Here is a 14,632-nt window from a genome sequence, read left to right as displayed (position 1 = left end):
TTTTAAAACCTCCTAATTAAACAAATTCTTCATTTGCCTTTTTTATTGTTAAACAGCTCGGACGCTTTATCGAGGAGTGAAGGCTCCTTGGATTTGGGCTTTTGCGTATCCTCGGGATAATCCTCAACGACCTCAGGTGCAACGTCGTTCGCTGATAGTTGCTTTTTCTTCAAACGTCTTTGGGCGCCTTCTTCGACCAGCGTATAGATCGCCGCAAAGATCGGAACACCGAGCAGCATACCGGGCAATCCGAACAATCCGCCGCCGACGATAACGGATACCATGATCCAGAAGCCGGAGATTCCGACCGTCTCGCCGAGGATCTTGGGACCTAAGATGTTGCCGTCGAACTGCTGTAACACGATGATGAATACGACAAATCCGAGCGCCTCCATCGGGTTGATGATCAACAGCAGGAAGGTGGTTGGGATCGCGCCGATGATAGGTCCGAAGAACGGAATCAAATTGAACACGCCGATGATCACGCTGATCAAAAGCGGATAATGGAAACGGAAGATCGAAAGGCCGATAAAGCACATCAGTCCGATGATCATCGAATCGATGATCTTTCCGACGATGAAACGACCGCATTTTTTGTTGAACACTTCGCCGATCTTGAACAGCCTTTTATAGAACTTTTTCGGTGTATAAGCGACGACCACGATCTTGAACTGACGGATCAGGCGTTCCTTGCTCGACAGCAGATAGATCGAGATGATGATACCGATGATCCAATTGTACAGTCCGGCTCCGATACCGAGTACGGTATTGAAAGCGGAGGGCAGTACATTGGTCACGATATTTTTGATGAACTCGGTCGTATCGCTGCCGGTGACGATCGAGATCAGGTTGTTGTAGTTATCATAATCATACAGATTATAACCGGTCAGATTCTTGATGAAATCGACCGCATTGTCGGAAGCCGACCTTAGCGCCTTTTCATACGCGGGGATGTTATCGATCAGCGTAGAAACGCTGGATGAAAGCTCCGGGATCAGGGTACCCACCAAAAAAGCCACGATGCCGAATACGATGGTGTAAGCGAGAAATAAGGACAGCGGCTTTTTGACCTTTTTCAACCAAGGGTGCTTGGTTCCCATATTTTTGAACGCGTGATCGCGAAACGCCTTGTAGGGATAGTTCAACAGGTAGGCGATCACCAATCCGTACATGACCGGTGATAAAACCGTGAAGATCGTTTTCAGTACGGAAAAAACGTCGTTGATGTGGATGAAAAAGAATATAAGCAGCGTTGTATATAGTATCACTATCATTATATTCTTTATTTTAGGATTTTTCAATACATCACCCCAAATTTAACAACATTTTTCGAAATCGCACAACGTTCACTTGATCCTGCCGTGATATCACTGTATGAATTGTATAAGCAAATAGAATCCGTGCTATCGGTTTCGATCAAAAAAGACTCATTTGCGCTGTTTCGGGAAGGTCACCGAACGCACCGCATTCCTTGAGCGTTTCGATGACAGCCTTACTGACCTTGGCGCGGGTGATCACATCCTCGATGCAGAGATACTCTCCCTTCTTTGCGGCTTCGGCAAGTGAGAACGCCGCGCTCTCCCCTACTCCGGTGAGTGAGCAGAACGGCAGACGGATCCTGCCGTCTTCAATCACGAACTTCTTCGCTTCACTTTTGTAGATGTCGACGGGTAGTACCTCGATACCGCGCGCGAGCATCTCGTTCATGATCTGGAGCATCGGAACCTCAGCCTTATCCTTCGCGGATGCTTCAAAGCCCTTTTCTTCGATACTTTTGATCTTATTGCGTACCGCGTCACGGCCCTTGAGCAGCGTCGCGCCGTCAAAGTTATCATTACGAACGGTAAAATACGCCGCGTAGAATTCGATCGGTTTATGTACCTTGTACCATCCGAGCCGCAGTGCCGATATCATATATGCGGCGGCGTGCGCCTTCGGGAACATGTACTTGATCTTCATACAGGAGTCGATATACCACTGAGGCACACCATGCTCCTTCATCGCGTTCAGATGCTCCTCGGTGAGCAGCTTGGTGGATTTACCCTTACGCACGATCTCCATGATCTTGAACGCCATCGAGGGATCGAGCCCCTTGTGCATCAGATAGGTCATGATCGAGTCACGCGTACCGATGACCTCGGAGATGGTGCAGGTGCCGTCCTTGATCAGATCGGCGGCGTTGCCGATCCAAACGTCGGTACCATGCGAAAGACCGGATATCTGCAGCAGGTCGGTAAAGGTCTTGGGCTTGGATTCGACCAGCATCTGACGGACAAAGCTCGTGCCGAGCTCCGGCAGCGCGAAGGTACCGGTCTCTGAGTCGATATCCTCGGCGGTAACGCCCAGCGCTTCGGGAGAAGTAAACAGGGACATGACGTCGGGATCGCTCATGGAAACATCCATAACGGGGATGCCGGTGTTCTCTTCCAGATAATGGTAGATCGTCGGAACATCGTGTCCGAGCTCGTCGAGCTTGGTGATGGTATCATGGATGGAATGGAAATCGAAGTGGGTAGTGATATTATCGGAATCGCTCTTGTCGGCGGGGTGCTGTACGGGACAGAAATCATAGACCTCCATGCCGCGCGGTACGACGACCATGCCGCCGGGATGCTGACCGGTAGTGCGTTTGACGCCGGTACAGCCGGTCGCAAGACGATTCATCTCCGCCTTTCGGAAGGTGCGGTTATGCTCTTCGCAGAACTTTTTGACATAACCGTAGGCGGTTTTATCGGCAACGGTCGAGATGGTGCCCGCCTTAAAGACGTTCTCACGACCGAAGAGTTCTTCTGTATAACGGTGAGAAGCGCTCTGCTGTTCACCGCTGAAATTCAAGTCGATATCAGGAACCTTGTCGCCCTTGAAGCCGAGGAAGGTCTCGAATGGGATCTCGTGACCGTCGCGCTCCATCAGCGTGCCGCAGTCGGGACAATCCTTGGGCGGCATATCAAAGCCGGAGCCGTATTCACCGTGCTCAAAGAAGATGCTTTTCTTACACTTGGGGCACAGATAATGCGGACATAAGGGATTGACCTCCGAGATACCGGACATCGTCGCGACAAAGGACGATCCGACCGATCCACGGGAACCGACCAGATAGCCGTGCGCTTCACTGTCGGCGACCAGCTTCTGTGCCGTCATGTACAGCACGGAGAAGCCGTAGGTCGTGATGGAGTTGAGCTCCTTATCCAGACGCGCCTTGACGATATCCGGCAGAGGATCGCCGTATTTATCCTTGGCGCGCTGCCAGGTAATGGAAGTGAGCTGTTCCTCCGCGCCTTCGATGAACGGCGGGAAATTACCCGCGGGGATCGGGCGAACATACTCGCACAGATCGGCGATCAGGTTCGTGTTATCGACAACGACCTCCTGCGCCCTGTCGCCGAGATACGCGAATTCCTCCAGCATTTCCGCTGTGGTTCTGAAATACAACGGCGCCTGATCCTCCGCGTCTTCAAAGCCCTGCGCGGCAAGCAGGATCATGCGATAATCCTTATCATGCGGATCCATGAAATGGACGTCACAGGTGGCGACGGTAGGCTTGCCGAGCTTATCGCCGAGCTTGAGGATCCTGCGGTTGAGGTTTTGCAGATGTTCTTCATCCGCCGCGCCGCCGTCACGGATCAGGAATCGGTTATTGCCGGTCGGCTGGATCTCAAGATAATCATAGAAGGACGCGATCCGCTCGATCTCCTCCTCGCTCGCGTTGTGCAGGATCGCGCGATACAGCTCACCCGCTTCACAGGCGGAGCCGATGATCAAGCCCTCACGATGCTTCATCAGCTCGGATTTCGGGATACGGGGTCTGCGGTGGAAGTAATTCAAATGGGAATAGGATATCAGACGATAGAGGTTCTTTAACCCCGCCTGATTCTTCACTAAGATGATCTGGTGATATGTCGGCAGTTTCTTGTAATCGCCGCCGACGATCTTCTCCCTCATGCCGTCCAGATCGTGTACATCAAAATCCTTTTCAAGTACTCGAACGAGGTTGAGGAAGATATTGGTGAGCATCTCCGCGTCATCGACAGCCCGATGATGATTGAACTTGCCTAAACGGAAATGCTTTGCGAGCGTATCCAGTTTGACGTTGTTGATGTCGGGCAGGATCTTGCGCGCGATCGCGACGGTATCCACGGAGGTATAGTTATACTCCATGTCGTTTTCCTGACAGATCTTGCGGATGAAGCCGGTATCAAAAGGCGCGTTATGGGCGACCAAGACTGCGTCGCCGCAAAAATCAAGGAAACTTTGTACTGCCTCCTTTTGAGAAGGAGCGCCCTTGACCATGCTGTCGGTGATACCTGTCAGCTGGATGACCTTCGCGGGGATCGGGCGTTCGGGATCGGCAAAGGTCGAGAAAGAATCAACGATCCTACCGTTTTGCACCTTGACGGCGCCGATCTCGGTGATCCTGTCATTGGTAGCGTACAGACCTGTTGTTTCAAGGTCGAAGCAGATAAACGTATCATCCAGCGAAACGTTCTTATCGCCGTCGACGGGAGTACAGAGGTCGTCGATGAAGTACGCCTCGGTACCGTAGATGACCTTGATCTCCTTACCGTCACGCTCGAGTGATTCAGCGGCGTTCATCGCGTCGGGGAACGCCTGCGCCACGCCGTGGTCGGTGATCGCGACAGCGGGATGACCGAATTCGGCGGCACGCTTGACGAGCTTGCCCGCCTCGGTGATCGCGTCCATCTGGCTCATGTTGGTATGCATATGCAGCTCTACACGCTTTTTGGGCGCGTTATCGACGACCGATACCTTCTTGACGGTAGCGATAGAGCGCGCGTTGATGACGGTATCACCGGCGAATTTGTCGAATTCCACATCACCTGCTACCACGATGGACGAGCCTTTTTTGATGCCTTCCAGCACCTTGCAGTTTTGTATAGAATCAAAGACCTTCACGGTGATAGAACCCGTGTAGTCTGTAATATCATAGTTGATGATGTTTTTGTCACCCGAACGGGTCACCTTTGTCTCACAGGCGAACACATCGCCCCAGACGGTCGCGCGGCCGGTATCATAGGCGATCTTTTCGATCGGCATGAGCTTGTTGGTGTTTTTCAACACTCTGCCGTAGATGGGCTTGACGGAATTGCGGATGATCTGCGGATAGAGGAAGTCGCCTTTGCGCACTTCGATCTGTGTTAATCCGTTGAGGTTCTCGGCGGCTGTATCGGTTCGTTCTTCACCCTCGAACAGCATCGTCAGCTCTTCGATCTTCTGGCGATCGATCTTTTTCTGCGCGTTGTCGATGCTTTCGGTAAACTGTTCATCGTCTACGCTCAGCTCGGTCACACCGGAAAAGCGGACGTCAAAGCGCAATCCGAATTCACGATAGATGATATCGCTGAGCAGGGTATCGAATTCTTTTGCTTCCAGTAACGCCAAGCCGCCGTGCGCGAGCTCCACGTTCAGCCGATCCTCTCCCTCACGCACCAGAACGGCGTCGTTGAGCGTACCGTTGAGACTGGGCGTGTTGGATTTCAACGCGGCAACCAGTTCGTCGAAATAGCCGACGTCAAAGGATTCCGGTCTGAAATGCGGATGAATAATGACTTTGTTGACGCCGATATCCGCCGCGGCGATCTTCTCCTGTGCTTCAAAGATCGCGGCGCGGGTCAGCAGATAGTCGGATGTAATATCGATATTCAGTATTCGTCTTTCTTTGTTGATTCGTATGTTGTTCACTGCCGCGTCAGCCAAAGAGCCGTCGAGCTCAACGGCATACGGCGCGAACACTTCACTGAGTTTGATCATTCAAATACCTTTCATGGTTTTAGTATATAGATTTACTAACTAAAAATATTATAGCTTTTCGATCTCCGCCATCAAGCGGTCGATCAGCTGATCCTCGGGGACCTTCGCGATGATCTCGCCTTTCTTGAAGATCAGACCCTCGCCGTCGCCGCCCGCGATACCGATATCGGCTTCTCTCGCCTCTCCGGGACCGTTGACGACACAGCCCATCACGGCGACCGTGATCGGCTTTTTACAGCCGCGCAGTTTGTTTTCTGCTTCGGACGCCAATGAGATTAGATCGATCTTCGTTCTGCCGCAAGTGGGACAGGAAACGAATTTGACTCCCTCGTCTCCCAATCCGAGGGATTTCAGGATATCCTGCGCCGCATAGACCTCTTCGACAGGATTATCGGTCAATGACACGCGGATCGTATCGCCGATGCCGTCGACGAGCAGCGCGCCGATTCCGACAGCGGATTTGATGATCCCCATGCGGCGGGTACCCGCTTCGGTCACACCGAGATGGAGCGGATAATCGCATCTTTGCGCCGCAAGTCGATATGCCTTGACCATCGTGGTCACGTCGGAGCTTTTCATCGACAGCACGATATCATTGAAATCAAACTTTTCAAGCAATGAAGCATGATATAACGCGCTGTCGCATAACGCTTCGGCAGTCGGATGACCGTATTTCGCGAGAATACTCTTCTCCAGTGAACCGGAGTTGACGCCGATCCGGATCGGGATATTTTTTGCTTTACATGCGTCGGCGACCGCTTTGACACGGCTGTCATCGCCGATGTTGCCGGGATTGATGCGGATCTTATCCACACCCGCGGCGATCGATTCCAACGCCAGTTTGTAATTGAAATGGATATCGGCGACGATCGGCACGGACACCGCTTCTTTGAGTGCGGCGATCAGATGAACTGCCTCCATATTCGGAACAGCCGCGCGGATGATCTCACACCCCGCCTTTTCAAGCTCCTTTGCCTGCGCGACGGAGCCTTCGATATCCTCGGCGGGCTTATTGAGCATCGACTGGATGCTGATCTTCGCGCCGCCGCCGATTTTTGTATTGAGTGCGGTAACATAATGTTTACTTGCCATGTCAGCCTCCACTGAATAGTTTCCAAACGTCCTGGAACGCTATGAATACGGATAATCCCAACAGCAGTACCAATCCGACGGTATTGATGATGCTTTCCACTTTACGCGGTACGGGCTTGCGGAAGATCCATTCGATCAACAGCATCAAAAAGCGTCCGCCGTCGAGTGCCGGGAAAGGCAGCATATTGACGATACCGAGGTTGATGGTGATGACCATCATGACATAGACGATCGAGCTGACGGCACTGCCAAAGCCCGAGGTACGCAGAGATTCACCCGCGACCTTTGTGATCGCCGACGCGATACCGACGGGACCCGACATATCGTTCAGGCTGAACTGACCCTTGATGAGACCGATCAGACTGCCCCATACCATGCGGACGACCGATACGGTATTGGCAAAGGTCTGCTGGATCACGGTACCGAAATTCTTTTCGATGGGCTTGATATAGAAATCTATTTGGAGCTGAGGCGTATCGTCATCGGCACTTTTCTTCAAGGTGAGAAGATCGACATCCTGAAGCTCCAGCTTTTCGCCGTCGCGCTCGACGGTCATATTGGTACGGAAGCGCTGACGGGTATCTTTTTCTTCGATTTCGGGTATCTTTTCGGCATGTTCTTTACCGACGATATCCGCTAATGAATTGTAATATTCGGAGAAGATCTTATAGGCTTCCTCTTTGGATTTTGCCTTAGTCAGTTTAGCCTGTGCTTCCTGTATGGAAGATATCAGCGCCTTGTTCTGTTCCTCTGTCGAGTTTTCATCAACCAGTTCCGTCGCGCGGACGTACAGATCAAAGGCACAATCCTCCTTATAGATGGACAGCTCGTGACCGTCGACCTCGCTGACAGGAAGGGTAAACAGCGCAAACGAGAAATCGGTAGAGGTGTTGACCGCGTAATCGTTGATCTTGGTGATTTTATCGCCCGGCTGTAATCCGGTGACTGCCGTGAAGGAGCTTGCGGAAAACTCGGAGACCGTCGTGGAAGGGAATTGTTCCTGCGGCAGGAGTGTGATCAGCATCAGCACCAGACCCAGAACGATGTTCATAAAGGCGCCGGCTACGATGACGATCATGCGCTTCCAGATCTTCGCATTATTAAACGCACGGGGATTCTCACTGTCCTCGTCCTCGCCCTCCATCGCGCAGAAGCCGCCGATCGGGAAAAGACGGAGTGAATAAGTCGTTTCTCCTTTGGTAAAGCTGAAAATCTTGGGACCCATACCCAAAGCAAATTCATTTACCTTGATGCCGCTCTTTTTCGCGGCAATAAAGTGTCCGCCCTCGTGGATAAAAATAATCAGTTCAAATAGCACTACCGCAATGATGATCAGCGCTATGGTGGTCAGTACGGTGATAAAATCATCTCCAAATAGTGATTAGTGTAGGAATTAAGAAACAATCCGCAATCTGAACGATGCGGTATAGCTTTAAATATTTTGATAGACGAATTCGCGCGCCAGTCGGTCAGCGGCAAGAACGTCATCGAGGTCAGAGGCTTTGCCGACGTTCAATTCATCGACCGCGGCGGATACCAGCTCGCCGATCTGCAGGAACGAGATCTTTCCGTCACGGAACAAGCGATTGGCGACTTCATTGGCGCCGTTAGCGACCGCGGGATATAATCCGCCCTTCTTCATCGCTCTTTTACAGGCGGCAAGACACCGGAAGGTTTCGTCATCCGCCGAATAGAAGGTCATTTGTGACAAGGTCTTCCAATCGATCTCCGGCACCAAAGACGGTACGCGGTCGGGATATGTGATCGCGTACTGGATCGGGATACGCATATCGGGCAAGCCGAGCTGAGCCAGAACGGAATTATCGGTGAATTCGACCATCGAATGGATGATACTCTCGCGATGGACGACTACTTCGATGTCGTCGGGATCGGTATCGAACAGCCACGCGGCTTCGATGATCTCCAAGCCCTTGTTCATCATGGTAGCACTGTCGATGGTGATTTTTGCGCCCATGCTCCAGTTCGGATGCGCAAGCGCCTGCTCGACCGTCACATCACGCAGTTCATCGGCTGTTCTGCCGAAGAAGGGTCCGCCCGATGCGGTCAATAGGATCTTTTTGAGCTTCTTGTCAGGCGGCGCCGCCTGTAAACACTGGAAGATCGCGCTGTGCTCGCTGTCGACCGGCAGGAGCTTGACGCCGTATTCTTTGACGGCGTCCATTACCAGCGCACCGCCGGCGACCAATGTTTCTTTGTTGGCAAAGGCGATATCCTTCTTTGCCTTGATCGCCTCTAAGGTGGGCTCCAGTCCGACCATGCCGACAATAGCGTTGACGATCAGCTCGGAATCATCATGGCAGAGCTCATGTAAGCCGCTCATGCCGCTGAGCACCTTGGTGGAGGTATCGGCGATCTTGATTTTCAGCTCCTCTGCCCTATCCGCGTCGAATACGACAGCTAAGGCGGGACGGAACTCACGAATTTGCTCCTCCAGCAGTTCGATACTGCTGTACGCGGAGAGAGCGTTGACTTTGATATTGAGCTTACGGGCGACATCCAGCGTTTGTGTGCCGATGGAACCCGTCGAGCCCAGAATAGATAAACTCTTTATCATAATTGATCACATAATAAAATAGAAGGTCTGTGAAAAGATATACACGACCGGGATACATAACAAAACGGAATCAAAACGATCGAGCAAGCCGCCGTGACCGGGCATGATCGAACCGAAATCCTTGATCTTGCAGCTTCTCTTGATGATCGAGAAGGTCAGATCACCGAAGATGGATATGATGGAATTGATGAAAGCGACAAGCACCAAGACGCCGTAATAGATCGTGACGTCGCCGTAAATCAGCTTGAAGATAAAGCCGATCAGAAGCGCGAACAAGGTGCCGGACAAAATGCCGCCGATCGCGCCCTCGACCGTTTTGTTGGGGCTGATATTGGGGCACAGCTTATGCTTGCCGAGGTAGGAACCCGCAAAATACGCGCCGGAATCAGCCAGCCACGGGATACCCAGACAGAAGATGATCCAAAACGCCGTATGCTTGGAATCGTCAGCGGCGCCCGTGCCTGCCTCTGTCCAGACAATCACATTCAACAGTGAGATGCAAATGGTAATGAGCGATACGCCCGTCAGGGTGAACATGATATCCTCTACTTTGATCGTCTTATGAAAGACAACGGAGAAGATGCACATCGTCAGCACAAACAGATAGAACGGAACAAAGCGAAAACGATCAAACGGTTCCTTCATATAGGACATCAAGGGAATGATCAAAGCAAAGAACAAGCAGGTAGCAAAGAGCTTGATATCTTTGTTCAGTTTCTTCGCTGATAAATACTCGCCGCATAAGATGACGCTGACAATAGAAAGTGCGATCGTAATAATGATGTTGAAATACGATCCCAGTATAATGAGCGCCAACGCTACAACGATACCGATTCCGGAAGTGATTAGTCGCGTTTTCATGTTCATCCTCCAATAGTATGGCGTCACGATGTGTTTGATACACAAAGCTCGACCGCTTGAAATATAGTTATGCCTTATACGCCGCCGAAGCGTCTGTTTCGTTTCGCGTATTCGATCAAAGCGCTGTCCAGATCATTCGGCGTGAAATCAGGCCATAGAACATCCATGATCACGTATTCGGCATAGGCGCTTTGCCACAGCAGGAAATTCGAGGTGCGATTCTCACCGCTGGGACGGATGATCAGATCGGGATCCGGCTGACCCTTGGTATACAAATGGTCGGAGATCATCTGCTCATCGATATCCTCGGGGTTGAGTGAACCCGAGGCTACCTCTTGCGCCATCTGCTGCATCGCGGTGACCAATTCCGCTCTGCCGCCGTAGTTCATCGCGATATTCAGTATCATACCGTCACGATTACAGGACTCTTCCTCGTTCTCATTCATCAGGCTGAGTAATTCGGGAGAGAACGCGGTACGATCGCCGAGGAATCGCAGTACGATGCTGTCGTCCTTAAAATCACGGATCGCTTCCTGCAAATAGTCCTTGAACAGACGCATCAAGGCGTCGACCTCGTCGCCGGGACGGCGCCAATTCTCGGTAGAAAAGGCATAGACCGTCAGGTGTTTGATACCGATATCACTGCAATAGCGGGCGATTTTACGAAAGGTCTGAGCGCCTGCGGTGTGACCCGCCGATCGCGGCAATCCGCGCTTTTTTGCCCAGCGTCCGTTACCGTCCATGATGATGCCGATGTGTTCGGGCAGCTGGATATCGGAGATGGTGATCTCCTGATTCTGTTTCTTTTTGAATAATGCCATGATGTTGTTTCCTTATTCAGTATCAGTTGGTTTGCTATCGGAGGGTACAAAAGAAACTTGATTCGTTGCAAGCACTGTACCCTAACGAATTATAATCATCATGCTGATTTTGACACGCCGTTGATGTCACTCAAATAAAGATGACACATGATAAAAGGCGGAAAAAGACACGCGTGTCAGATTTCCATGATTTCTTTCTTTTTCTTTTCGGTGATAGCATCGATCTCTTTGATAAATTTATCGGTGGATTTCTGAACCTGCTTCTCACCGTCTTTGAGATCGTCCTCGGTGAGATCGCCGTTCTTCTTCATCTTCTTGAGTTTTTCAACGGTATCACGGCGCACGTTACGTACCTGTACCTTGCTGTCCTCCGCGATATGGGAGATATCCTTCGCGATCTCCTTACGCTTATCCTCGGTGAGAGGCGGGAAGATCAGACGAAGAACCTTACCGTCGTTCTGAGGATTGATACCGACATCGGACATCTGGATCGCCTTCTCGATCGACTTGAGCGAAGAAGCGTCATACGGCTGAATGACGAGGGTTCTCGCCTCGGGAACCGAGATGGATGAAAGCTGGTTGATCGGGGTAGGTACGCCGTAGTAATCGACGGTTACCTTATCAAGAACAGCGGGATTTGCTCTGCCCGCCCTGATGGACTTGAACTCCTCAACCAGATGGTCGATACGGCGCTGCATACGCTCATCGTTCTTTTTTAATACGTCTTTCATGTTAATCCTCCTTAGTATATCAAAATAATAATCAGCTGTTTGTTACTAATGTACCGACCTTGGTATCGCATACCGCGTCATAAATGTTCTCGGGCTCGAGAATACTGAATACCATCAGATCGATACTGTTGTCCTTGCAGATCGCAGCGGCGGTAGAATCGATGACCTTGAGATCCTTTTCCAGAACCTCCTGGAACGAAAGCACATCGTATTTCACCGCGTCGGTATAGGTGTTGGGATCCTTATCGTACACGCCGTCGACCAAAGTCGCCTTGAGGATGATCTCCGCCTCAATCTCAGCCGCTCTGAGCGCCGCGGCAGTATCGGTGGAGAAGAAGGGATTACCCGTGCCGCAGCCGAAGATGACGACTCTCCCCTTTTCCAGATGGCGGATCGCGCGGTTGCGGATATAAGGCTCCGCGACCTCACGCATCGAGATCGCTGTCTGTACACGAACATCAACGCCGATCTGCTCGAGCGCATCTGCGACGCCGAGGGCATTGATGGTAGTCGCGAGCATGCCCATATGATCGGCACGTGTACGATCCATCTCACCGCTGGAACGGCCGCGCCAGAAATTGCCGCCGCCAACAACGATTCCGACCTGCACACCGTCATCTATGAGCTTTTTGATCGGCTCACAGTACGCTGATACGGTATCGAAATCAATACCGTGCTTGTTCGCTCCGGCAAGGGATTCACCGGATAATTTTAATAAAATTCTCTTGTATTTCGGTTTCACACATATCACCCCATGTTATGATTCATAGTTGTATATATTGTACTACAAAACAGGGGTATTGTAAAGTATAACTTAGCAAGATTTCATGGTTTTCAAAAGAATTCATTCTTTCTTCATATCTGTTTCGTCGATAATATCTCATATGATCGTGTCTGCTTTAACGACGCTGATCATGTTATTGACGGATAATAGAAAAAACCGCCCCCGTTCGGGAGCGGTCATCATGCAGTTGATCGATTATTTTACCATGCTGGCAACTTCTGCCGCAAAGTCATCCTGGCGCTTCTCGATGCCTTCACCCTTCTCGAAGCGTACAAACTTCTTGATGGTGATGGAGCCGCCGAGCTTCTTCGCGGTAGCGTCGGTGTACTTACCGACGGTCATGGAGCTGTCCTTAACAAACTCCTGATCTACCAGGCAGTTCTCCTTGAAGTACTTGCCCATCTTACCCTTGACGATGTTCTCAAGAACCTTCTCGGGCTTGTTAGCCATCTTGGGATCGTTCTTCATCTGCTCGACCATGATGTTCTTCTCGTGAGCGATAACCTCAGCGGGAACATCAGCCTCGGTCAGATAAGGAGTATTCAGCGCTGCGATCTGCATCGCGATATCCTTGCCGTAAGCAACGAACTCGGGGTTGGTGGTATCGATATCGGTATCGAAGTTAACGATAACGCCGATCTTGCCGCCTGCGTGTACATAAGCGACACAAGCGCCGTCGAGCTTCTCAAAGCGGCGGATCTGAATGTTCTCACCGATGGTCAGAACCTTCTCCTGCAGCATCTCGGCAACGGTCATTTCGGAGCCTTCAGCCTTTGTAGCGAGGAGAGCCTCGACGTCAGCGGGGTTGGTGTTCAGAACAGTCTGAGCACAGGTATTAACAAACGCCTGGAAATCAGCATTCTTCGCGACAAAGTCAGTTTCAGCGTTGACCTCGATGACAACACCGGCGGTGTTGGTGTCATTGGTGATCGCCAGAGCGATACCCTCGGCAGCAACACGGTCAGCCTTCTTAGCCTGCTTAGCAAGACCCTGCTTTCTTAAAACGTCAATAGCGGCTTCCATATCGCCGTTAGCCTCGGTAAGAGCCTTTTTGCAGTCCATCATACCGCAGCCGGTCTTCTCACGAAGTGCCTTTACATCCTGAGCTGTAAATGCCATATATACCATTCCTTTCAATTATTTATTAGGTTATGATCGCACAGCCCCGACCGTGAGTCAGGGCTAGGTGATAATTATTCTATAAAGATTATTCTTCTACGATATCCTCAGCCTTGGGCTCTTCTTCTACCGCGGCAGCACCCATCTGGCCTTCTTTACCCTCGATGATCGCATTCGCCATAGCGCCGGATATCAGCTTGACGGCACGGATCGCGTCGTCATTACCGGGGATGATATAGTCAACGTCATCGGGATCGCAGTTGGTATCAACGATCGCGACGATCGGGATACCGAGCTTCTTCGCCTCAGCAACGGCGATCTTCTCTTTTCTCGGGTCAACAATGAACAGAGCGCCGGGCATCTCGGTCATATCCTTGATACCGCCGAGGAACTTCTCGAGCTTCTCGATCTCGAGGTTGAGCTTGATAACTTCCTTCTTGGGAAGCAGATCAAACGTACCGTCCTCTTCCATAGTACGGAGCTGCTTTAAGCGAGCGATTCTTCTGCGGATCGTGGTGAAGTTGGTCAGCATACCGCCCAGCCATCTTGCGTTGACATAGAACGCGCCGGCACGGGTAGCCTCGTCCTTGACGGACTCCATCGCCTGCTTCTTGGTACCGACAAAGAGAACACTCTTGCCTTCCATAGAAAGATCTCTTACAAAGTTGTACGCTTCCTCGAGCTTGACAACGGTCTTCTGCAAGTCGATGATGTAGATACCGTTGCGCTCAGTGAAGATGTAGGGAGCCATCTTAGGGTTCCATCTTCTTGTCTGGTGGCCGAAGTGTACGCCTGCCTCCAGAAGCTGTTTCATAGAAACTACTGCCATGTTTTTTCCTCCTTAGGTTATATTAAGCAAGCGCAGTATGCTTGCTCAACC

At 51.2% G+C, this 14,632-nt stretch carries 11 protein-coding genes; all 11 read right to left on the bottom strand.

Annotation, left to right across the window (positions count from 1 at the left end):
• Positions 1-29 precede the first annotated feature (29 nt).
• Positions 30-1,274, bottom strand: a complete 1,245-nt coding sequence (locus tag JKK62_RS04000; protein WP_186833407.1) for an AI-2E family transporter — start codon at positions 1,272-1,274, stop codon at positions 30-32.
• A 142-nt stretch (positions 1,275-1,416) separates the two neighbouring features.
• Positions 1,417-5,769 (bottom strand): PolC-type DNA polymerase III, encoded by a 4,353-nt coding sequence (locus tag JKK62_RS03995; protein WP_186833408.1) that lies wholly within the window; start codon positions 5,767-5,769, stop codon positions 1,417-1,419.
• 48 nt (positions 5,770-5,817) lie between these two features.
• On the bottom strand, positions 5,818-6,861 hold the full coding sequence (gene ispG / locus JKK62_RS03990; RefSeq protein WP_186833409.1) for a flavodoxin-dependent (E)-4-hydroxy-3-methylbut-2-enyl-diphosphate synthase: 1,044 nt from the start codon (positions 6,859-6,861) through the stop codon (positions 5,818-5,820).
• A 1-nt stretch (position 6,862) separates the two neighbouring features.
• Positions 6,863-8,191 (bottom strand): RIP metalloprotease RseP, encoded by a 1,329-nt coding sequence (gene rseP / locus JKK62_RS03985; protein ID WP_366502973.1) that lies wholly within the window; start codon positions 8,189-8,191, stop codon positions 6,863-6,865.
• Between the two features lie 102 nt (positions 8,192-8,293).
• Entirely contained in the window at positions 8,294-9,436 is a 1,143-nt protein-coding gene (locus tag JKK62_RS03980; RefSeq protein ID WP_186833410.1) for a 1-deoxy-D-xylulose-5-phosphate reductoisomerase, read from the bottom strand.
• Between the two features lie 6 nt (positions 9,437-9,442).
• A complete protein-coding gene (locus JKK62_RS03975; RefSeq protein ID WP_186833411.1) occupies positions 9,443-10,297 on the bottom strand; it encodes a phosphatidate cytidylyltransferase in 855 nt (284 codons plus the stop codon).
• 74 nt (positions 10,298-10,371) lie between these two features.
• Positions 10,372-11,118, bottom strand: coding sequence for an undecaprenyl pyrophosphate synthase (gene uppS / locus JKK62_RS03970; RefSeq protein ID WP_186833412.1), 747 nt, complete (start codon positions 11,116-11,118; stop codon positions 10,372-10,374).
• Between the two features lie 176 nt (positions 11,119-11,294).
• Positions 11,295-11,849 (bottom strand): ribosome recycling factor, encoded by a 555-nt coding sequence (gene frr / locus JKK62_RS03965; protein ID WP_186833413.1) that lies wholly within the window; start codon positions 11,847-11,849, stop codon positions 11,295-11,297.
• A gap of 31 nt (positions 11,850-11,880) precedes the next feature.
• On the bottom strand, positions 11,881-12,591 hold the full coding sequence (gene pyrH, locus JKK62_RS03960) for a UMP kinase (RefSeq protein ID WP_186833414.1): 711 nt from the start codon (positions 12,589-12,591) through the stop codon (positions 11,881-11,883).
• Between the two features lie 237 nt (positions 12,592-12,828).
• Positions 12,829-13,752 carry a translation elongation factor Ts gene (tsf, locus tag JKK62_RS03955; protein WP_186833415.1) on the bottom strand — a complete coding sequence of 308 codons (924 nt, stop codon included), beginning with the start codon at positions 13,750-13,752 and terminating at the stop codon, positions 12,829-12,831.
• 88 nt (positions 13,753-13,840) lie between these two features.
• The gene (gene rpsB, locus JKK62_RS03950; protein WP_186833416.1) at positions 13,841-14,581 is read right to left on the bottom strand and encodes a 30S ribosomal protein S2; all 741 of its coding nucleotides are present in this window, start codon (positions 14,579-14,581) and stop codon (positions 13,841-13,843) included.
• Between the last annotated feature and the right edge of the window lie 51 nt (positions 14,582-14,632).

Source organism: Ruminococcus difficilis (genome assembly GCF_016680995.1).
This window is presented reverse-complemented; position numbering and strand designations above follow the sequence as displayed.